This window comes from Lentzea sp. NPDC036955, assembly GCF_055608005.1.
The window spans coordinates 307,658-327,417 of record NZ_JBVJRC010000009.1; the positions used below are offsets into that span (position 1 = coordinate 307,658).

The 19,760-nt window shown below is 72.0% G+C and carries 19 protein-coding genes; 8 read left to right on the forward strand and 11 right to left on the reverse strand.

Translation table 11 applies throughout. The features are described from left to right. Window positions 1–20: 20 nt before the first annotated feature. Window positions 21–1,697, reverse strand: coding sequence for an AMP-binding protein (locus ACZ7CF_RS30695; RefSeq protein ID WP_470371214.1), 1,677 nt, complete (start codon window positions 1,695–1,697; stop codon window positions 21–23). A gap of 115 nt (window positions 1,698–1,812) precedes the next feature. On the opposite strand from ACZ7CF_RS30695, the gene ACZ7CF_RS30700 reads away from it, so the two are divergent. Together ACZ7CF_RS30700 and ACZ7CF_RS30705 are read left to right on the forward strand one after the other, a co-directional pair. Then, window positions 1,813–2,577, forward strand: a complete 765-nt coding sequence (locus ACZ7CF_RS30700) for a LuxR C-terminal-related transcriptional regulator (protein WP_360396358.1) — start codon at window positions 1,813–1,815, stop codon at window positions 2,575–2,577. Further along, window positions 2,577–3,038, forward strand: a complete 462-nt coding sequence (locus tag ACZ7CF_RS30705) for a nitroreductase family deazaflavin-dependent oxidoreductase (RefSeq protein ID WP_458431335.1) — start codon at window positions 2,577–2,579, stop codon at window positions 3,036–3,038. Before ACZ7CF_RS30700 ends, ACZ7CF_RS30705 begins: the two co-directional genes overlap by 1 nt. 54 nt (window positions 3,039–3,092) lie before the next feature. On the opposite strand, the gene ACZ7CF_RS30710 is transcribed toward ACZ7CF_RS30705, so the two are convergent. After that, on the reverse strand, window positions 3,093–3,656 hold the full coding sequence (locus tag ACZ7CF_RS30710; RefSeq protein WP_360396356.1) for a TetR/AcrR family transcriptional regulator: 564 nt from the start codon (window positions 3,654–3,656) through the stop codon (window positions 3,093–3,095). 209 nt (window positions 3,657–3,865) lie between these two features. Here ACZ7CF_RS30710 and ACZ7CF_RS30715 point away from each other — a divergent pair, with 209 nt between their 5' ends. Continuing rightward, the gene (locus ACZ7CF_RS30715) at window positions 3,866–5,089 is read left to right on the forward strand and encodes a family 16 glycosylhydrolase (protein WP_458431334.1); all 1,224 of its coding nucleotides are present in this window, start codon (window positions 3,866–3,868) and stop codon (window positions 5,087–5,089) included. Between the two features lie 125 nt (window positions 5,090–5,214). Here the strand turns inward: ACZ7CF_RS30715 and ACZ7CF_RS30720 are convergent, their stop codons facing one another. Continuing rightward, window positions 5,215–6,072, reverse strand: a complete 858-nt coding sequence (locus ACZ7CF_RS30720) for an ornithine cyclodeaminase family protein (RefSeq protein ID WP_458431333.1) — start codon at window positions 6,070–6,072, stop codon at window positions 5,215–5,217. Window positions 6,073–6,117: 45 nt separating this feature from the next. Continuing rightward, window positions 6,118–6,936: a P-loop nucleotide/nucleoside kinase family protein gene (locus ACZ7CF_RS30725; protein WP_470371215.1), complete on the reverse strand. Its 819-nt coding sequence runs from the start codon at window positions 6,934–6,936 to the stop codon at window positions 6,118–6,120. Window positions 6,937–7,222: 286 nt separating this feature from the next. On the opposite strand from ACZ7CF_RS30725, the gene ACZ7CF_RS30730 reads away from it, so the two are divergent. The 3 genes from ACZ7CF_RS30730 to ACZ7CF_RS30740 all read left to right on the forward strand — a co-directional run bounded on the left by ACZ7CF_RS30730 (window position 7,223) and on the right by ACZ7CF_RS30740 (window position 12,467). Further along, window positions 7,223–7,498 carry a hypothetical protein gene (locus ACZ7CF_RS30730; RefSeq protein ID WP_360396350.1) on the forward strand — a complete coding sequence of 92 codons (276 nt, stop codon included), beginning with the start codon at window positions 7,223–7,225 and terminating at the stop codon, window positions 7,496–7,498. A gap of 54 nt (window positions 7,499–7,552) precedes the next feature. Next, the gene (locus ACZ7CF_RS30735; protein WP_470371216.1) at window positions 7,553–10,678 is read left to right on the forward strand and encodes a phosphodiester glycosidase family protein; all 3,126 of its coding nucleotides are present in this window, start codon (window positions 7,553–7,555) and stop codon (window positions 10,676–10,678) included. Window positions 10,679–10,805: 127 nt separating this feature from the next. Next, window positions 10,806–12,467 (forward strand): DEAD/DEAH box helicase, encoded by a 1,662-nt coding sequence (locus ACZ7CF_RS30740; RefSeq protein WP_360396346.1) that lies wholly within the window; start codon window positions 10,806–10,808, stop codon window positions 12,465–12,467. On the opposite strand, the gene ACZ7CF_RS30745 is transcribed toward ACZ7CF_RS30740, so the two are convergent. The 7 genes from ACZ7CF_RS30745 to ACZ7CF_RS30775 all read right to left on the reverse strand — a co-directional run bounded on the left by ACZ7CF_RS30745 (window position 12,464) and on the right by ACZ7CF_RS30775 (window position 18,036). Continuing rightward, entirely contained in the window at window positions 12,464–13,204 is a 741-nt protein-coding gene (locus ACZ7CF_RS30745) for a class I SAM-dependent methyltransferase (protein ID WP_470371217.1), read from the reverse strand. The genes ACZ7CF_RS30740 and ACZ7CF_RS30745 overlap by 4 nt on opposite strands. 281 nt (window positions 13,205–13,485) lie before the next feature. Beyond that, entirely contained in the window at window positions 13,486–13,884 is a 399-nt protein-coding gene (locus tag ACZ7CF_RS30750) for a VOC family protein (protein WP_360396340.1), read from the reverse strand. Between the two features lie 4 nt (window positions 13,885–13,888). Next, complete coding sequence (locus ACZ7CF_RS30755) at window positions 13,889–14,680, reverse strand: helix-turn-helix domain-containing protein (RefSeq protein ID WP_470371218.1); 792 nt, start codon at window positions 14,678–14,680, stop codon at window positions 13,889–13,891. A gap of 73 nt (window positions 14,681–14,753) precedes the next feature. Then, window positions 14,754–15,719: an ABC transporter permease subunit gene (locus tag ACZ7CF_RS30760; RefSeq protein ID WP_470371219.1), complete on the reverse strand. Its 966-nt coding sequence runs from the start codon at window positions 15,717–15,719 to the stop codon at window positions 14,754–14,756. Then, entirely contained in the window at window positions 15,716–16,615 is a 900-nt protein-coding gene (locus ACZ7CF_RS30765; RefSeq protein ID WP_360396334.1) for an ABC transporter ATP-binding protein, read from the reverse strand. The genes ACZ7CF_RS30760 and ACZ7CF_RS30765 overlap by 4 nt, the downstream gene beginning before the upstream one ends. Beyond that, the gene (locus ACZ7CF_RS30770; protein ID WP_360396332.1) at window positions 16,612–17,007 is read right to left on the reverse strand and encodes a GntR family transcriptional regulator; all 396 of its coding nucleotides are present in this window, start codon (window positions 17,005–17,007) and stop codon (window positions 16,612–16,614) included. Before ACZ7CF_RS30770 ends, ACZ7CF_RS30765 begins: the two co-directional genes overlap by 4 nt. A 51-nt stretch (window positions 17,008–17,058) precedes the next feature. After that, a complete protein-coding gene (locus tag ACZ7CF_RS30775) occupies window positions 17,059–18,036 on the reverse strand; it encodes an ROK family transcriptional regulator (protein WP_470371220.1) in 978 nt (325 codons plus the stop codon). Window positions 18,037–18,073: 37 nt separating this feature from the next. Here ACZ7CF_RS30775 and ACZ7CF_RS30780 point away from each other — a divergent pair, with 37 nt between their 5' ends. Together ACZ7CF_RS30780 and ACZ7CF_RS30785 are read left to right on the forward strand one after the other, a co-directional pair. Continuing rightward, complete coding sequence (locus tag ACZ7CF_RS30780; RefSeq protein ID WP_458431322.1) at window positions 18,074–19,081, forward strand: Gfo/Idh/MocA family protein; 1,008 nt, start codon at window positions 18,074–18,076, stop codon at window positions 19,079–19,081. Continuing rightward, window positions 19,078–19,545, forward strand: coding sequence for a heme-degrading domain-containing protein (locus ACZ7CF_RS30785; protein WP_470371221.1), 468 nt, complete (start codon window positions 19,078–19,080; stop codon window positions 19,543–19,545). Before ACZ7CF_RS30780 ends, ACZ7CF_RS30785 begins: the two co-directional genes overlap by 4 nt. Window positions 19,546–19,760: the final 215 nt, after the last annotated feature.

Below are 19,760 nucleotides of genomic sequence, written 5' to 3' on the forward strand. Positions count from 1 at the left end.
GGCACCAGGTCGAGCGACGGTCACCCGCGCAGTTCGGGGAACTGCTCGTCGCGCCACTCCGCCGCCTGCTCGACGCCCTGCTCCTCGCGGCCGCGCAGGTCGACGCGGCGGATCTTGCCGGACACCGTCTTGGGCAGCACGGCGAACTCCAGCCGCCGGATCCGCTGGTAGGGCGCCAGGTTCTCGCGGGCGTGCCGCAGGATCTGCAGCGCGGTCTCCCTGGTCGGCTCCCAGCCGGGGCTCAGCGCCACGTACGCCTTGGGCACGGCGAGCCGCAGCGGGTCGGGCGCGGGCACGACGGCGGCCTCGGTGACGGCCGGGTGCTCGATCAGCACGCTCTCCAGCTCGAACGGCGAGATCTTGTAGTCCGAGGCCTTGAACACGTCGTCGGACCGTCCGATGTAGAACAGGTAGCCGTCCTCGTCGCGGGAGGCGATGTCGCCGGTGTGGTAGTGACCGCCGGCCATCGCCTCGGCGTTGCGCTCCTCGTCGCCGTGGTAGCCGGCCATCAGCGACATCGGCCGCTCCCCCAGGTCGATGCAGATCTCGCCCTCGTCGGCGCGCTCACCGGTGATCGGGTCGACCAGCACCACCGGCACACCGGGCAGCGGCCGTCCCATCGAGCCGGGCTTCACGACCTCACCGGGCAGGTTGCCGACCGACAGCGTGGTCTCGGTCTGGCCGAACCCGTCCCGCAGGGTGAGGCCCCAGTGCTGCCGGACCTGCTCGACCACCTCGGGGTTGAGCGGTTCGCCCGCGGCCACGACCTCCCGCAGCGCACCGGGTCCGCCGCTGAGGTCGGCCTTGATCAGCATCCGCCACACCGTCGGCGGCGCGCAGAACGTGGTGACGCCCTTCGAGCGGAGCTGCTCCAGCAACGCCGCGGCGTCGAAGCGGGCGTAGTTGTAGACGAAGATCGTCGCCTCGGCGATCCACGGCGCGAAGAAGCAGCTCCACGCGTGCTTGGCCCAGCCGGGCGAGCTGATGTTGAGGTGCACGTCGCCGGGCCGGATGCCGATCCAGCGCATGGTCGTGACGTGCCCGACCGGGTAGGAGACCTGGGTGTGCTCGACCAGCTTCGGGCGGCTGGTGGTGCCGGAGGTGAAGTACAGCAGCAAGCGGTCGTCGGCGCGGGTCTGCGGGTGCGGCAGCGGGGTGTCCGGCTCGTCGCCGGCCTGCGCGTAGTCGAGCCAGCCGGCCCGCGCGCCACCGCCGACGGCCATCAGCACCGTGCCGGTGTCCTCCCCGGCCACGCCCTCGAACTTGTCCGCGTCCTCGGCACGGGCGAGGACGTGCCGGACGGCACCGCGCCGCAGCCGGTCGGCGAGGTCGGCGGGCCCGAGTGCGGTGGTGGTCGGCATGATCACCGCGCCGAGCTTCATCACCGCGAGCATCGACTCCCACAGCTCGGCCTGGTTGCCGAGCATGATCATGACGCTGTCGCCCTTGCCGACGCCGTGCCGCGCGAGCCAGTGCGCGACCCGGTTGGACCGGCGGCGCAGCTCGTCGAACGAGTGCGCGCGCTCGCGGCCGTCCTCCTCGACGATGTGCAGCGCGGTGGCGGCGTTGCCCTCGGCGATGACGTCGAACCAGTCGTGCGCCCAGTTGAAGGCGTCCGGGAAGCTCGGCCAGCGGAACGACCCCGGGTCGGTGAGCATCAGGTCGCGGGCCGCGCGGTAGGTGTCGTGACTGGCCATCGGTTGGCCTCCTTTCGCTGGCTGACGAGGGTGCGGTGGCCCGAGGGCACGCCGATACCCCCGGACGGGGGTGCACCCCTTTTCGAGGGTGCTCCCGTCAGCAAGACTGCTGGACGTGCTGCCGGACCGCTTCCCCGCGTTGCTGCCGCAACGCCTGGACATGCTCCGCCGCGCCACCGGGTTGCCCGTGGTGTTCGGCGGCGCTGTCACGGCGGCGAACCAGCTGCTGCTCTCGCACTTCCACGGCACCCGCGGCACGTCGTTGCACGGCCTGCGGGTCGGTTCCGGCCGCGGGCTGGGCGGCACGGCCGTCGCGATGGGCACGCCCGTGCGCGTCAACGACTACGCCTCCACCCGCGCGATCACCCACGAGTTCGACCCGATGGTCGTCGGTGAGGAGCGCCTGACCTCGGTGTTCGCCTATCCGGTCGCGGTGCGCGGCACTGTGCAGGGCGTGCTCTACGGCGCCGTGCGCGGCAACGCCACCGTCGGCGACCGGGCGATCAGGCTGGCCGGCGCGATCGCGCAGGGCTTCGCACAGGACCTGGACATGCCTTCTCTGCACACCCAAGCGGCACTCCGCGAACTGGCCGAGGTCGCCCGCCTCGTCGACGACCCGGCGCTGCGCGACCGGCTCCGCAAGGTCCACCACGACCTCGGCGGCGAACCCGTGACCGGCTCCGTTCCCACGACGCTGACCCCGAGGGAGCTCGACGTGCTGCGGCTGGCGGCCGTGGGCGCGGCGAACCGGGAGATCGCGAGCGAGCTCGGCCTGAGCGCCGAGACCGTGAAGGCGTATCTGAAGGGCGCGATGCGCAAGCTCGGCGTCCACAACCGCACGGCCGCCGTGCACGCGGCACGGTCCTCAGGGGTGCTGTGATGGCACTCGCCCGGTGGCTCGGCGAGCAGAGGTGGCTCGCGAACCTGCGCCCGGTCGTCATGGCGTTCGACCGCGCGCTGTACCGGGTCAGCGGCGGCCGGGTGATGACGACGTCGTTCAGCGGCCAGAAGGGCCTGACGCTGATCTCGACGGGCGCGAGGAGCGGTCAGCGCCGCGAGACGCCGGTGCAGTACGTGCCCGACGGCGACAGCGTGCTGGTCGCCGGCACGAACTGGGGCCGGCCGGACCACCCGGCGTGGACCGCGAACCTGCTCAAGAACCCGGACGCGCAGACGAACGTCCGCGGCACCATCCGCCCCGTCCGCGCCCGGCTGCTCGAAGGCGCCGAACGGGACGAGGCGTGGGGCAAGATGCTCGCGGTGTGGCCCGCGTTCGACGGCTACGTCACGCGCTCCGGGCGGGCACCGCGGGTGTTCCGGCTGGTTCCCGCGTCCGGCTGAGCTCCCGGGCGAGCCACGCGCAGCCAGTCGGCAGCAGCACGCCGTGCGCGATCTTCACGTGGTCCCCCCGAGGCTGTCGAGGTACATCCGGACGAGCTGGTCGTAGGTGTCGTCGAGCTCCTCCGGCAGGCCGAACCCGCCGCGGGCCTCGAGGTCGGCGAACCCGTGCACGAGGACCCGCAGCCGGCGCGTGGCGTGGACGGCGTCGGAACCTTCGAGGCCGTACCCGCGCAGCGTCGCGAGCATGACCTCCATCAGCCGCACACCCGCCTCCCGCAACGACGGGTCGTGCAGCGGGTCGACCGACATGGCCGCGTACCGCCTCGGGTGCTCGCGGACGTAGGCGCGGTACTCGTGCATCAGCACGGTGACCGCGTCGTCGCCCGCCCTGCCGAGGACCGCCTTTGTGAAGCGCTCGGTCATGTCGTCGAGCGCGCGCACGGCGACGTGCGCCTTCAGCTCCGCGAGGCTGCCGACGTGCTTGTAGAGCGAGGGCGTGGCCACCCCGGTGCGCGCGGCGACGGCGGCGAGCGTCAAGCCCTCGACCCCGTGCTCGTCCAGCACCGCCACCGCGGCGTCCACGACAGCGGCGGTGCTCAGCCTGGCTCGAACGTTCACAGCCCGGAGGCTAATGCCCTTAGCCTCATCGCGCAAGCGAGTCCGTTCGTGTCAACTGGCTCCAAACCTGCTGGTCACGGCCTGGAGTTCTTGAGAGCGCTCCCACGTGACGACAACCTGAAAACGTTTACAAGTTGACCGAGAGTCACGGCGCGACAACACTTCCGAACCACTGGGCGCACAACTAAACACCCGGAAAGGTCGGTTCGATGCAGCGACGCATCGGGACGGCCCTTGCCGCCGCCTTGATGGTGGCCGCAGGGATCACCGTCGCCACCACCAGCCAAGCTCCCCCTGCCAACGCGGCGGTGACCTGGGCCGACGAGTTCAACGCTCCCGCCGGCACCGGTGTCGACGGTGGCAAGTGGAACATGGAAGTGGGCAACAACAACGGCAACAACAGGGAACACCAGTGGTACCAGGCCGGTACCTCCAACGCGGCGCACGACGGCCAGGGCAACCTGGTCATCACCGCCAAGAAGGAGAACCCCGGCAACTACAACTGCTGGTACGGCCGCTGCCAGTACACGTCCGCGCGCATCAACACCGCGAACAAGTTCACGCAGACCTACGGCCGCTTCGAAGCGCGCATGAAGATGCCGCGCGGCAAGGGCATCTGGCCCGCGTTCTGGATGCTGGGCGCCGACATCAACACCGGCAACCCGTGGCCGGGCTCCGGTGAGATCGACATCATGGAGTTCCTGGGCCACCAGACGAACACCGTGTACGGCACCATCCACGGCCCCGGCTACTCCGGTGCCGGCGGCAAGTCACACGCCTACAACGGCCCGAACTTCTCCGACGGCTTCCACAACTTCGCGGTCGACTGGAAGCCCGGCGAGATCACGTGGTCGGTGGACGGCAACGTCTACGCCCGCAACACCCCGACCGACGTCAACGGCAACCCGTGGGTGTTCAACAAGCCGTTCTTCATCATCATCAACCTCGCGGTCGGTGGTGAGTGGCCCGGCTACCCCGACGCCAGCACGACGTTCCCGCAGCAGCTCGTGATCGACTGGGTCCGCGCCTCCTCCAGCGACTCCACCCCGCCCGCCGGTGGCTCGGAGATCCGCGGCATCGGCGGCAAGTGCCTCGACGTGCCCTGGGCCAACACGGCCAACGGCACGCCCATCCAGATCGTCGGCTGCAACGGCAACGCCGCCCAGAAGTGGAGCCGCCCCGGTGACGGCACCATCCGCGCACTGGGCAAGTGCCTCGACGTCAACGGCGGCGGCACCGCGAACGGCACAGTGGTCCAGCTCTGGGACTGCAACGGCTCGGCAGCCCAGAAGTGGGCCGTCAGCGGGGCGCAGGACATCGTGAACCCGCAGGCCAACAAGTGCCTCGACACCGTCGGTGGCGCCTCGGGCGACGGCACGAGAACGCACATCTGGCAGTGCCTGGGCGTGGCCAGCCAGAAGTGGCAGGTCTGACCTGAGAAGTCTCCGCGCGGACCGTTCACGGCCCGCGCGGAGGTGCGAACTGGGCGTGCACCCCTCGCGGCGGAGAGGGTGCGCGCCCAGTTCTCGTTGTCAGGTCTTGTCTTCAGGCTGTGCGTTCACGTCAACAGCTTGGCGACCGCCCAGTCCTGCACCGCGATCCCGACCGACTTGAACACGGTCCGCCCCTGCCGCAGCGGCGGGTTCCCCAGCGCCGCCCCCAGCTCCACCAGCGCCTCCAGCTTGAGCACCCCGGACCGCACCGCCCGGATGATCTCCCCGGCCTCGCTCAACGCCGCCTCGACCTGGTCCACCACCACGACCTCGGCGCTCGCCAGCAACTCCTGCGGCAGCTCCCGCATCACCGGCCGGTAGGACCCGATCGCGTTGACGTGCACCCGTTCCTTCAACGCCTCCATCCGGAACAACGGCACGGTCGCCGCCGTCGCACAGCACACGACGTCCGCCTGCGCCACCGCCTCGTCGGCCACGGCCGCCACGTCCAGCACGGTGTCCGGCAACTCGTCCCTGAGCCCCTCCAGCAACGCCTCGGCCCGCCCGAGGTGCCGGTTGAACACCACGAGCTTCTTGAGCGGCCGCACCGCGTGCACCGCCCGCACCTGGTCCGCGGCCTGCGCCCCGGCCCCGAGCAACGCCATCTGCCCGGCGTCCTCGTCGGCGAGCAGATCCGTCGCCACCCCCACCACCGCACCGGTCCGCAACGTCGTCAACGGCACCGCATCCGTCGCGAACTGCCCGCCGGGGTGGCTGAACACCACGGTCCCGGTGATCACCGGGTCCCGCTCGACCTCGATGCTGACGACCTTCACCGCGGTCGACGCGCTCGGCCGGTGGTGCACCGCCATGACCAGCGACCGGCTCTCCCCGAACGCCTGCCGCGGCGGCAGGTCGAACTCCCCCGCGGTGAGGCCGGTGAACGCGTCCCGGACGGCTTCGATCGCTGCGGGCATGGTCATGGTTCGGATGGTAACGACCTGCCGTGGCACCTCGGCGGTGCGCCGTCAGGTGGTGATGTGCCGCAGGACTGCGGCAAGGGTCAGCTCGCGTGGTTGAACGGTGTCCACAGAGAGCGCCTCCCCGTGCCAAGGGGGAAAGCCGGCCAGCCGCTGCCGCATGTTGGACCAGTCGCCGGCGTCATGCCAACCGGGGATCCCGCGGCTGCGCCCTTCGAGCCTGCCGCGGTGGATTTCCGGGTCGGAGCAGCGGCACACGACCGCGCGGAGCTCCGCACCGGCTCGGCGTGCCAGGCTGCGCCAGCGGTTCCTGGTCGCCACCTCTTCGGTGGGGTGGTCGAGGATCACGGACTGCCCGGCGACGAGCTGCCGCAGGGCGAGCGTGGTCAGCACTTCCTCAGCGATGGCCAGCGGAGCCTCGAAGTGGCGACCGCCGAACGGGGTCAGCGCGCCGAGCAGCCAGTCGGTGGCGAAGACCGGGATCCCCAGCTCGGCGCCTGCCGCGTCGGCCAAGGTGCTTTTCCCGCTGCCGGGCACCCCGGAGAACACGACAAGCCGCGTTTTCGTGGCGGCGGAAGGCAAGTCGTAGTCCGTGAAATCGGCCGGCAACCTCGGTGTCAGATCCGTCGGCACGAGTTCGGTGACCCACGTGCCGGCAATTCGATGCGGCCGGGCGGTCTCGACGACGCAGGAAACGACATCGACGGTGCCGTCGTGGCGGCGGATCCGCGCCTGGGCGGTGGTCTCGCCGACGTCGAGACCGACCACGACGACCGGCGCGTAACGGGCAGCTCGACCGCGGGTCACCTCGACGTACCTCTCGGTTGTGACGACGGCGGTGAACTCCGGCGCGAGCACGTCGGACACGTCAGCTCCCCAGCCGGGCTTCCCGTCCAGGCCGTCGAGGACCCATTCCAGCCGTGCCAGGGCAGGACTGGCCTTGATGCGGTGCACTGTCCCCCCAGGCGAAGTGGTCGAGGCAAGTGGATCAAGCCTACTCAGGAGGCATGCTTGAACGCCGGCGCCTGAACATCACCGCAGTTATGTTTTCGATACCACTCGACCTCGAAACAACCCGTAAGACCCCGCCTTGGAATTGTTCCACGATCCAGAATGATTCTGTGAAGTACCGCAAGAGCGAGGGGATCTTGCCGTGGCCGTCGACGTTCTGACCGAGGACCTGCTGCGCACGTCGCTGTCCCGCCTCTCCCGCGAGGTGGTGGCAACGCACCCGGAGTTCGGCGAGCTGCTCGCCCGCCACATGTTGCTGACCTGTGGAACGGCACCGGACCCGGAACGGGCGGCGCACTTCGAGGAGCTCGGCACGTTGCTCATCGACCTCGGGCACCTGTACCTGGCCGAGGCGAACGAGCTGCGGACAGTTCCGGAAGACCGTGCACCGGACGAAGAAGTGCGCCGGGCCGGGTGACCGGGCGCGGTCCGTCAGGCGGATCTTCACCGCACCGGTCTATGGTCGCGAACTGTGACGAGACGCGCACTACCGGTGATGGTCGCCGCGGCCCTCCTGACGCCCGCCCTCCTGACGCCCACCGCCGTCCTGGCGCCCGCCCCGGCCCATGCCGGCATCGGCGGTCACATCGAGACGGAACGGACCACCACACCGGTCGCCCCCGGCGTCACGCTCAGCTCCTTCGACTGGTACCGCCCCGGCGGGTGGACCCGCGGTGACGCCATGACGGTCGACCTCACCGGCGGCACCGGGGTCGGGTACGTCGACGCCGGCTCGGTGAGCGCGGCCCGGCCGCTCTCGCTGCAGACGCCGAGGGCGGTCGCGGCGGTCAACGGGGACTTCTTCGACATCGGCAACTCCAACGCGCCCGAAGGCGTCGGCGTCCGGGACGGGCGGCTCGTCAAGTCCGGGCACGGGCGCGCTGTCGGCATCGACGCGGCCGGGGTCGGGAGCGTCATGGAGACGTTCTTCGAGGGCACGTTGAACGGCGTCCACCGGATCACGCAGCTCAACAGCGCGCAGATCGACGTCGACGGCATCGGCGTGTTCACCCCGTTGTGGGGCGGCTACTCCAGGGCGCGGGCCGTGCAGGGTGCCGCGGACACGGCCGAGGTCAGGGTTTCCGGCGACGTCGTCGAGGAGGTCGGTGCGCCGGGTGACCGGCCCATCAGCGGGTACGTGCTCGTCGGCCGCGACCGGGGTGCGGGCGTGCTCCGGCAGCTCAAGCCGGGTGACCGGGTCGAGGTCACCTACGCGAGCCGGACCAGCGACGGCAGCGAGCCCGTCACGGCCATCGGCGGGCGGCAGCTGCTGGTGCAGGACGGCAGGAACGTCGCTCCGGTGGACGCGCTCCACCCGCGCACGGCGGTCGGCTTCTCGCGGGACGGCAGGAAGATGGTGCTGCTCACCGTCGACGGGCGGCAGGGTGCGCACCTGCCGGGCCTGGACCTGCGCGACCTGGCCGACACGATGATCGAGCTGGGCGCCCACAACGCGCTCAACCTCGACGGCGGCGGGTCGTCGACCATGCTCGCGCGGGAACCGGGCAGCACCGCGCTCAAGGTGGTCAACACCCCGTCGGACGGCGCGGAACGCCCGGTGGCCAACGGGCTCGCGCTCTACGCGCCGCCGGGCTCGGGGCGGCTCACCGGGTTCCACGTCCAGCCGGCCGACCAGCGGGTGTTCCCCGGCCTCACCCGCAGGATCACCGTCCGCGGCCACGACGAGACGTTCGGACCGGCCACGAGCCCGCACCTCACGCGCGCCACCGGCGGGTGGGCGGTCGGCGACACCTTCCACGCGGCACAGCGCCCCGGCAAGGCTTCGTTCACCGTCCACAAAGGTTCGACACACAAGACGGTCGGCCTCACCGTGCTCGGCGAGCTCGCGCGGCTCGCCCCGGCGGAACAGCGGATCAGTCTCGCGCCGGACGGGCGGAAACCGCTGCGCATCAACGGGTTCGACGCCGCCGGCTACAGCGCGCCGATCGAACGCGCCGACCTCGACCTGGACTACGACCGCTCGGTCGTCGACGTCACGCCCGACCTCCAGGTCGTCGCGAAGAAGCCCGGCGCGACCACGATCAGGGCACGGGCGCAGGGCAGGGAGGCGCTGACGGCCGTCACCGTCGGCGCGGCCGACGAGCTGCTCGCCCCGTTCGACGACGCTCCGCAGTGGAGCTTCGGGTCGGCGCGCGCCACCGGTTCCGCCGCACCCGAGCCCGCCGGCCACACCGGCACCGGCCTCCGGCTGAGCTACGACTTCACGAGGTCGACCGGCACCCGCACGGCCTACGCGGTGCCGCCGAAACCGTTGCGGGTCAACGGACAACCGCTGGAGCTCTCCGCGTGGGTGCACGGCAGCGCACGGGGCGAGTGGACGGCGTTCACGGTCACCGACGCGAGCGGCCAGTCCCGCTCCCTCTACGGCCCGCACATCACCTGGACCGGCTGGCAGCGGCTCTCCGTCCCGGTGCCGGGCGAGCTGGAGTTCCCGATCGCGGTCACCCGCTTCTACGCGATCGAGACGAGAGCAGACCGCTCGTACCGGGGCGAGGTGGTCGTGGACGACATCACCGCTCGGGTGCCGCCCGCGGTCGCGCTCCCACCGGTCGCCGAACCGCGCGAGGAGGTCATCGGCCCCGCCACGGGCTGGCGGTTCGCGGTCATGTCCGACGCGCAGTTCGTGGCGAGGGCTCCGGACAGCGCCCTGGTGCGGGCGGCGCGCAGGACCCTGCGGGAGATCAGGGCCTCCGGTGCCGAGTTCGTCGTCGTCAACGGCGACCTGGTCGACGAGGCCTCCCCCGCCGACCTCGCGTTCGCCCGCAGGGTGCTGACCGAGGAGCTCGGCGACCTCCCCTGGTACTACGTGCCGGGCAACCACGAGGTCATGGGACCGGGCACGATCGACGGGTTCCGGCGCGAGTTCGGGGCGACCCACCGCACGTTCGACCACCGGGGCACGCGGTTCGTGCTGCTCGACTCGTCCACCGGCACGCTCAGGGGCGGCGGAACCGACCAGGTCGAGATGCTCGGCCGCGCGCTCGGCACCGCGCCCGGTCACACGGTCGTGCTGATGCACCACCCGCCGCGCGACCCGACGCCCGCGCGCACCAGCCAGCTGGCCGACCCGCTGGAGGCGCGGTACTTCGAACGGCTGCTGGCGGAGAACGGCAGGGCCACGTTCATCGGCGGCCACGTCGGCGGGTTCTTCGCGTCCGAAGTGGACGGCGTCCACTACGTGGTCAACGGCAACTCCGGCAAGGCACCGGCCGAGGTCGGCGGGTTCACCGGCTGGACGCTGGTGGGCGTCGGCGAGCACGGCGTGCGGGCGGAGATCCGGCCGCACGTGGACTCGTTGGCGCTCAACGCACCCGCGACCGTGCGCGGCCAGGTGCGGATCGAGCCCACCATCGCGCAGGGCGACCGGACCGTCCGGCTCGACTACCCGATGGCCGCGACCTGGACCGGCTCCCGCTCGCTGCACGTCGGCGGGGCGCAGGGGCTGCGGCCGTGGCACGTGGCGTGGTTCGACCCGGAGACCGGAGTACTCACGGCTGTCCGGTCTGGACAGGTGGAGATCGCGGTCGCGGTGAACGGTGTCGTGGCGCGAGCGGGGATCTCGGTGCGGCGCCGGTAGCGGCGCACCACCCCGGGGCCGGCGGCGGGTGCGCACGGCCTCGGGGTGATTCTCTCACTTCCCGCTCCGGTGCCGACCAGCGGACCTAGTCGGGTGTGGCAACCGCCGGTAAGGGAAGATGTGCGCCATGACCACCGCCGACAACGGTTTCGCCGACCTGGGGCTGCGGCCCGACATCCTCAACGCGCTCACCACGCTGGGCTACGAGGAGCCGACGCCGATCCAGAGCGAAGCCATCCCACCGTTGCTGGCGGGCCGTGACCTGCTCGGCCAGGCGGCCACCGGTACCGGCAAGACGGCGGCGTTCGCGTTGCCGCTGCTCGAACGCATCGCCGACCAGATCGGCAAGAGCGACAAACCGCTCGCGCTGGTGCTCGCCCCGACCCGTGAGCTGGCGGTGCAGGTGTCGGAGGCGGTGCACCGCTACGGCCGGCACCTGGGCACGCGGGTGCTGCCGATCTACGGCGGTCAGCCGATCGGGCGGCAGCTGCGGGAGCTGTCCCGCGGTGTCGACGTGGTGGTCGCCACCCCCGGCCGTGCCATCGACCACTTGGGACGCGGCACGCTGCAGCTCGACGCGCTGCGGATCGTGGTCCTCGACGAGGCCGACGAGATGCTCGACATGGGCTTCGCGGAGGACATCGACGCGATCCTCACCGAGACCCCGGCCGACCGGCAGACGGTGCTGTTCTCCGCGACGATGCCGCCGCGCATCGACCGCATGGCGAAGAGCCACCTGCGCAGCCCCGAGCTGATCCAGATCGAGCGCGAGAAGACCCAGCCGGGCGAGGCGCCGCGGGTGCGCCAGACCGCGTACCTGGTGCGCCGCGAGCACAAGCCGGCCGCGCTCGGCCGCGTGCTGGACGTCGAGTCGCCGACCGCCGCCGTCGTCTTCTGCCGCACGCGCGACGAGGTCGACCAGCTCACCGAGACGCTGAACGGCCGCGGCTACCGCGCCGAGTCGCTGCACGGCGGCATCAGCCAGGAGCAGCGCGACCGGGTCATGGCGCGACTGCGCTCCGGCACGGCCGACCTGCTGGTGGCCACGGACGTCGCAGCACGCGGCCTCGACATCGAGCAGCTCACGCACGTCGTGAACTACAACGTGCCGTCCGCGCCCGAGGCGTACACCCACCGCATCGGCCGCGTCGGCCGCGCGGGCCGCGAGGGCGTGGCGATCACGCTGGTCGAGCCGCGCGAGAACTCGATGCTGAAGACGATCGAGCGGGTCACCAAGACCAAGATCCCGGTCGAGAAGGTGCCGACGGTCGCCGACCTGCGCGCCCGCCAGCTGGAGCTCACCCGCTCGTCGCTGCACGAGTCGCTGCTCGAGGACGACCTGTCGCGCTTCCGCGTCGTGGTCGAGACGCTGGCCGACGAGTTCGACGTGATGGAGATCGCGCTCGCCGCCGTGAAGCTCGCGCACGAGGCCTCCGGTGCCGCCGCGGACGAGGAGGAGATCCCCGAGGTCCGCCCGCGCGAGGACCGCCCGCGCCGCGACGGTGCCCCCGCCGGTCCCCGCCGGGAGCGCCGCGGCCCGTCCGAGGGCATGACCCGCCTGTTCCTGGGTGCCGGCCGCTCGTCGGGCATCCGCCCGCAGGACATCGTGGGCGCGATCACCGGTGAGACCGGCCTGAAGGGCCGCGAGATCGGCGCGATCGAGATCGCGGACCGGTTCTCGCTGGTCGAGGTGCCCGGCGAGGCCGCGAACGACGTGATCACGCAGCTGCGCGACGCGACGATCAAGGGCAAGCGCGTGACCGTGCGCCGGGAGCGCCAGCCCCGCTAGGGCCGACGGGCCTCGACCAGCAAGCGCGTCGAGGTGCACGCGAACTCGCCGTGCGCCTCGATGTGCTCGTGCATCGCCTTGAGCCGTTCCCGGTACCCCTCGACGGTGAAGCCGGGAACGGTCCACAGGACCTTGCGCAGGAAGTGCACCACCGCGCCGACGTCGAAGAACGCCACCCGCAGCGCCACGGGTTCGAGCCGCAGCACCTCCAGCCCGGCGGCCTTGGCGTCCCGCCGCGCGCTCTCGGTGCTGCGCGTCTGGCTGACCGGCTGCGGCCCCATCATGAAGTCGGTGAGCTCGCGGTTCGTGCCGGCCCCGATCTGCTGCGACAGGTAGGTGCCGCCGGGCCGCAGGACCCGCGCGACCTCGGCCCACGGCGTCACGACCGGGTGGCGGCTGAGGACGAGGTCGAACGCGGCGTCCCGGAACGGCAACGGCCCCTCGTCCGGCACCCGCAGCACCGCGGCGCCGGGCAGGTTCTGCCGGGCCACGGCAGCGTTCGGCGCCCACGACTCGGTGGCCACCAGCACCGGCGGCTTGACCGGCGCGGACGCCGTGACCTCTCCCCCGCCGGTCTGCAGGTCCAGCGCGGTCCCGACCCGCGCCAGCCGTTCGGCGATCAGCCCCGCGTAGCCCCACGGCGGTCGTTCCTCGGTGGCACGGCCGTCGAACCAGGAGAAGTCCCAGCCCTCCAGCGGTACCGCCGCCCCCTCGGCGACCAGCTCCTCGAACCCCATGACCGCAGATGCCACCACATCGGGCCGGTCCCGGCCATCGAATACGGCGGCACCTGCCCGTGCGCGAGACGCCCGCGTCCTCATCGTCCCGTGCACTGCCCCGGGCAGGTGCCGCAGCGAGGACAACGACCGAACGGCCGTCCGGTTACGCCTTTGAGACGCAGCTCCAGCGACCGTACGGCCTAGTCACTCGATTCAGTCCCGCAGGCGGTAGGCCCGGAGCACGGTCTGGTCCACCGAGCTGACCCCAGGACACTCCGCGACCGGTGCGGCGGGTTGCGTCAGGCGCCGCGATAGGTGCCGAAGCTCCAGCGGTTGCCCTCGGAATCAGCCACGGTGAAGCCGCGCGACCCGTAGTCCTCGTCGCGCAGCCCGCGGATCTCCGTCGCGCCGTGCGCCAAGGCCTGGGCGTGGATCTCGTCCGGGCGGTCGGTCACCACGTACACGGACGCGCGGCCGGCGGCGGTCGCCCCTGGCTCGCCGGCGGACCGCTGCGCGGACCCGAGCATCACGCCGCCGCCCTCGGGCCAGACCAGCTCGCAGTGCACGACCTCGCCGTCGGCCGGCCCCGGCACGACGAGGTGTTCGCGGAAACCGAAGCCCTCGACCAGGAACCGGATCGCGGCGGGTGCGTCCCGGTAGGTCAGCGTGGGCCAGCAGGTGGGTGCGGGTGTCGTCATGGGACTACCTTGCGACGTGCGGGCCCTCGCTGCCTTGGACGAATGGAAGCTCGGCCGTGATCCACTCGGTGGGCGTGGCCCCGCACAGCGCCCGCCAGTCCCGGTTGAGGTGCGCCTGGTCGGCGTACCCGCAGGCGGCGGCCACCTCGGTGAGCGTGGGCCTGCGTTCGCCGCGCAGCATCCGGTTCGCCCGCTCGAACCGCATCACCCGGCTCGCGACCTTCGGCGTGAGCCCGTACTCGGCGGCGAAGCGGGCGCTGAGGTGCTGGCGGCTCCACCCGACCTCCGCGGCGATGGCACCGACCCCGGCGCCGTCGGCGAGCCGCTGCCACGCCCACGCCACCTCCACCTGCTGCCGCACCGGCCGCAGCAGCCCGCCGAGCACCCGGTCCAGGTGCGCGAACCGGTCCAGCCACGTCGGTGCGGCCCGCAAGCGCTCGCGCAGCTCCCCGGCGGGCGCGTCGAGCGCGTCCAGCCCGACGGACACCCCGGCCAGCTCCCCCGCGGGCACCCCGAACAACGCCCGTGCGCCCAGTGGCGTGAGGTCGCACTGCACGCCGTGCTGGAACCCGTCGTGGGTGATGAGCACGGCCTCGTCGTGCAGCCCGCCGCACAACGCGGAGAAGCGGCCCTCCGGCAGGTCGACCGTGCCGTCCAGGGTGACGACGAGCGTGAGCGACCGCGAGGGCAGGCCGCGGTGGGTGCCGGGCGCGGTCCGCATCCGGTAGCCGGAGTACCGCGTCACGAACGGCCGCAGCCGCGGGTGCGGCAGCCCGACGACGTGCTCGACGTCCACGCCCCAATGGTAAGCACCGCCGCACTCCTCCCCCTCCCTGCCTGCCCCGGCATCTGCAAGGGGGATGCGGGGTCTAGAGCAGGCGGCGCCGCACCCGCCACACCACCACGCCGAGCAGGACCGCCGCGACGGTCGCGAACAGGGCCGACTCGATGAGCTGGAACGTCCAGAACCGGTCGGCCGGGTGGTAGACCTCGAACCGCTGGACGCCCCGCTCGTGCAGGAACTGGTTGAGGTTGGTGCCGGCCCGGTCGGCGCTGTCCTCCAGTGCGAGGTACTCGGTGGAGCTCAGCCTGCGCCCGGTGGCGTCCGCGTAGCCGCGCTCGACCGTCCAGTCGGCGAAGCCGGGTGCGGCCCGGTCCTGGGCGCCGCCGACGGGGACCGGTTTCGTGGCGGTGAGCGGTGTGGCGTACGCGGGACGGGCCAGCAGCGCCACCGACATCCGGGCGGCGAGGAACGCACCGAACGCGACGCCGAACGCGGGCAGGCTGCGCCGCAGGACCGCACCGGCGGCGGTGGCCACGCCGAACGCGAACAGCGCGTACGCCACCGGAACGAGCCCCTGCAGGTCGAAGGCGTCGTACTGGAACCGCCCCTCCCACGCGTCGAACGGCCGGCGGAACCACGTGAGCACCGCGGTGAACAGGCCGGTGAGCGCGACGGTGACGCCGGCCAGTGCGAGGAGCTTGGCCGCGAGCCAGCGCATCCGCGGCACGGCCTGCGTCCAGGCGAGCTGCCAGGTGCCGTCCTCCAGTTCGCGCGCGAGCAGCGGCGCCCCGAGGAACGCGCCGATGACGACGGGGACCAGGTAGAAGGCGGCCAGGAGGTTCTCGACGAACCCGTACTCGTCGTCGAGCCGGCGGAACGCGGCCGTGCAGGCGTCGCTGACCCCGGCCTGCCCCTCGCACCGGGCGGGACCGCCGGGGAACAGGTCGTGGGCCTGCGTCCCGAGCACGAGCAGGGCGATGCCGAACGCGCCGACGAGCAGGCCCAGGACGCAGACTTCGGTCCGGTGCTGGCGCCAGAGCAACCACGTCATGACGCCCCCACCGCCGTGACCTCGGCACCCGGCTCCGACGGCCGGCTCAGGTACGCGAGCACCAGGTCCTCCAGCGCGACCGGCCGGGCCTGCCACCCCGGCGCGACCGGGAGCCCGCCGTCGCGGACCAGCAGGGTCGTGTGCCGGTCGCTGTGGACGGCCTCCACGACGGTGCCGGCCCGGTCGAGGTCGGTGGCCGTGCGCGGGCCGACGAGCAGCCGGTGCTCGGCGAGCAGGGTGTCGATGTCGCCGGTGAGCGTGACCCGGCCCTGGTTGAGCACGACCAGGTGGTCGCAGACGCGTTCCAGCTCGTGCACGACGTGGGACGAGAACAGGACGGTCACGCCTCCTTCGGCCACCGCGCCCATGAGGACTTGGAGGAACTCGCGCCGGGCCAGCGGGTCGAGGCTCGCCACCGGCTCGTCGAGCACGAGCAGGTCCGGCCGCTTCGCCAGTGCCAGTGCCAGCGCGACCTGGGCCTGCTGCCCGCCGGAGAGCGTGCCGGTCCTGCGGTCGAGCGGGATGCCCAGCGCCGCCAGCCGGCGTTCGGCCAGCCCCTGGTCGAACCGCAGGTTGCAGGTCCGGCCGAAGCGGAGCATCTCGGCGACGGTGAACCGCTTGTACAGCGGGTGGTCCTGGGCCAGGAACCCGATCCTGGACAGGGTGTGCGGGGTGCTGGCGGTGACGTCGTGGCCGAGGACCTCCACCGTGCCGGTGCTCGGCGCCAGCAACCCGACGACCAGCCGCAGCAACGTGGTCTTGCCCGCGCCGTTCGGCCCGACCAGGGCGATCACGCCGCCCGCGGGCAGGGACAGGGTGCAGTCGCGCAGCGCCCAGCCCTTCCGGTACCTCTTGCCGACACCGTCGGTGCGCAGCGCAAACCCGGCCGCCGTCACGCCACGTCCTCGTTCCTGACCTGCTGGTGCACCGAGGTGAGCAGCGCGGTGACCGCCTGCTCGTCGAGGCCCGCCGCGTAGGCACGGCGCAGCCAGGTCGCCAGGCCGCGGCGCAGCGACGTGTACGTCGAGGCGGGCATCACGGGCGACTGCTGCTCGTTGACGAACGTGCCCTGGCCGGGCCGGCCGGTGACCAGGCCCTCCTGCTCCATCTGCCGGTACGCCTTGGCGACGGTGTTCGGGTTGATGGCCAGGTCCTCGACCACCTCGCGGATGAGCGGGAGGCGGTCACCGGGGTGGAGGAAGCCCAGCAGCACCGCCTGGCGCACCTGCTGGACGAGCTGCAGGTACGGCGGCACGCCGGAGTGGGTGTCGAGCCGGAAGACGAACACGGGAGCCCCTTACTGCTTTGCTAGTACCATAGTAAAGCAGTAAGGGGCTCGCTAGAACAGCTCGTCCAGCACGAGCAGCGCGGCGCCGACGGGCACGAGGTCCGGGCCGTGCGCCGACACGCTCACGTCCACACCGGCCAGTGCCCGCAGGTACAGCTCCGGCGACTCCAGGACCCGCCGTCCACTGAGGACGATCTGGTCGAGGTCCAGCAGCTGCACCAGGTTCACCACCGCGGCCGCGAGCACCCGCGCCGCCTCCGTCCCGGACACCGCCGCGTTGTGCACCGCCTCCACGCACCCGCGCCGCCCGCACACGCACAGCGGGCCGTCGAGCTGGATCGTGGTGTGCCCGAACTCGCCCGCCCCCGACCGTGCGCCGCGGTGCACCTCGCCGCCGAGCAGCAGACCCATGCCCAGGCCGGTGCCGGCGAACACCAGTGCCGCGTCGCGCAACGGCCGGGCCCACGCCTCAGCGAGCACGGCCGCGTTCGTGTCCTTGTCGACCACCACGGGCAGTCCCAGCCGTTCCTCGGCCAGCACCCGCAACGGCACCGCCGACCAGCCGGGCAGCCCGTTCGGGGACACCACCCCGTCGCGGAAGTCGAGCGGGCCCGCGATGGCGATGCCCAGGCCCAGCACGTTCCCGCCCGGCTCGACCAGCGGCGCGAGCGCGTCCAGCACGTCCGCGGGCGCGAACATCGGCGCGAGGGGCACGACCGACGACGACACCTGCGCGCCGGTGAGGTCGAGGCGCACGACCCGCAGCTCGTCGCGGTCGACGTACGCGCCGTAGGCACAGGCACCGTCGGCGCGCAGCCGCAGCGACGTCCGGGGCTTGCCGCGACCGCCGCCGCGCACGGTGCCGGTCTCCTCCAGCAGGCCGGCCGCCAGGAGCCGTGCCACGATCTTCGACACCGCCTGCGGGGTCAGCCCGGCGCGGTCGGCGATGTCAGCCCTGCTCAGAGCCCCTGAGCGCACGAGCCCGAGCACTGTCCGGTCGTTGTGCGAGCGCACTGCGGCGAGGTCCACCTGGCAATTATGCAACAGCGTTGCTTTAATCGGGACCATGACACGGGCAGGACTGCTGGGGTACGGCATCGCGGGACGCGTCTTCCACGCCCCGCTCATCACCTCGACCGAGGGCATGGAGCTCGCCGCGGTCGTGACGGCGAACCCGGAGCGGCAGGCGCAGGTGCGCGCCGACCACCCCGGGGCGCGCATCGTCACCGCGGACGAGCTGTTCGCCATGGACCTCGACCTGGTGGTGGTCGCGACGCCGAACCGGACGCACGTGGAGTACGCGCGGCGGGCGGTCGAGAAGGGCGTCGCGGTCGTCGTCGACAAGCCGTTCGCACCCACGAGCAGCGAGGCGCGGGAGCTGGTCGACGCGGCCCGCGCGAAGGGCGTGCCGCTGACGGTCTTCCAGAACCGCCGCTGGGACAGCGACTTCCTGACCGTCCGGGAGGTCGTCGGGCGGCTGGGTGAGGTCCGCCGGTTCGAGTCCCGCTTCGAGCGCTGGGTGCCCGAGGTCTGGGACAACTGGCGCGAGCGGGGTGCGCCGGAGGAGGCCGGCGGGCTGCTCTACGACCTCGGCGCCCACCTCGTCGACCAGGCCCTGGAGCTGTTCGGGCCGGTCCGGCACGTCTACGCCGAGCTCGACCTGCGCCGCCCCGGCGTGCGGGTCGACGACGACGTGTTCGTGGCGCTGACGCACGAGAACGGCGTCCGCTCGCACCTGTGGGCCAACGCGCACGCCGCCCACCACGGGCCGAGGTTCCGCGTCCTGGGCAGCGAGGGCGCGTTCGTCGTCGACGGCCTGGACGGGCAGGAGGACGCGCTCGCCGCCGGTGGCCGCCCGGCGGATCCGGACTGGGGCGCGGAGCCCCGCACCGGCCGGCTCGGCGTGCTCGGCGACGCCACCGAGGTGCCCCTCGAACACGGCGCCTACCAGCACTTCTACCGCGAGCTGCAGGCCGGGCGGATTCCGGTCGACCCGGCAGGGGCCGTGCACGCGCTGCAGGTCATCGAGGCCGCTTTCACGTCCGCACACGACAACCGGGTGGTGACCCTGTGACCAGCGAAGAGCTCTTGGCGCAAGAAGAACGGCTGCAGTTCGGCTCCTTCGACAACGACATCGCGATCGAGCTGGGCCTGCACCTGCTCAGGGCGGCTCGCGAGCAGGGCCTGCCCATTGCGATCTCGGTGTGCCGTGGCGGGCACCGCCTGTTCCACGCCTCCCTGCCCGGCACCGCGCCGAACAACGACCGGTGGCTGGAGCGCAAGGCCCGCGTGGTCGAGCTGTTCGGCCACAGCTCGTTCCAGGTGGGCACGTCGTTCCGGGAGAAGGGCACGACGTTCGAGGCGGCGTCACGGCTCGACCCCGACCGGTACGCGGCGCACGGCGGCGTGTTCCCCGTGATCGTCCGCGGCACGGGGCCGGTGGGCACGGTCGGCGTGTCCGGCCTGCCGCAGGCCGAGGACCACGCGTTCGTCGTCAGCCAGCTGGAAGCTTTCCTGAACGCCACGGGAGCGCAATAGCACGAATGACGTCCGGCCCAAAACCGGGTTTTCGCCGCAGTGTGCGACGAGTTCCCGGGAGTGGCATTGACGCACACCGCTTCGGGTGGATTTCGATTGCATTCGAAGCGGTTTCATATAGCAGGGTACTGCCGTCCACCAATACCACAATGGAGTGGTCTTACAGGACCAAACGAGTGACAGCTTCGGAACTCCGAAGAATCAAGCCTCTTCAC

What these genes read in the sequence shown, in the direction of transcription:
- ACZ7CF_RS30695 (WP_470371214.1), bottom strand. Translation starts at nt 1,697, where the DNA reads ATGGCCAGTCACGACACCTACCGCGCGGCCCGCGACCTGATGCTCACC.
- ACZ7CF_RS30705 (WP_458431335.1), top strand. Translation starts at nt 2,577, where the DNA reads ATGGCACTCGCCCGGTGGCTCGGCGAGCAGAGGTGGCTCGCGAACCTG.
- ACZ7CF_RS30715 (WP_458431334.1), top strand. Translation starts at nt 3,866, where the DNA reads ATGCAGCGACGCATCGGGACGGCCCTTGCCGCCGCCTTGATGGTGGCC.
- ACZ7CF_RS30720 (WP_458431333.1), bottom strand. Translation starts at nt 6,072, where the DNA reads ATGACCATGCCCGCAGCGATCGAAGCCGTCCGGGACGCGTTCACCGGC.
- ACZ7CF_RS30740 (WP_360396346.1), top strand. Translation starts at nt 10,806, where the DNA reads ATGACCACCGCCGACAACGGTTTCGCCGACCTGGGGCTGCGGCCCGAC.
- ACZ7CF_RS30745 (WP_470371217.1), bottom strand. Translation starts at nt 13,204, where the DNA reads ATGGGGTTCGAGGAGCTGGTCGCCGAGGGGGCGGCGGTACCGCTGGAG.
- ACZ7CF_RS30750 (WP_360396340.1), bottom strand. Translation starts at nt 13,884, where the DNA reads ATGACGACACCCGCACCCACCTGCTGGCCCACGCTGACCTACCGGGAC.
- ACZ7CF_RS30760 (WP_470371219.1), bottom strand. Translation starts at nt 15,719, where the DNA reads ATGACGTGGTTGCTCTGGCGCCAGCACCGGACCGAAGTCTGCGTCCTG.
- ACZ7CF_RS30780 (WP_458431322.1), top strand. Translation starts at nt 18,074, where the DNA reads ATGACACGGGCAGGACTGCTGGGGTACGGCATCGCGGGACGCGTCTTC.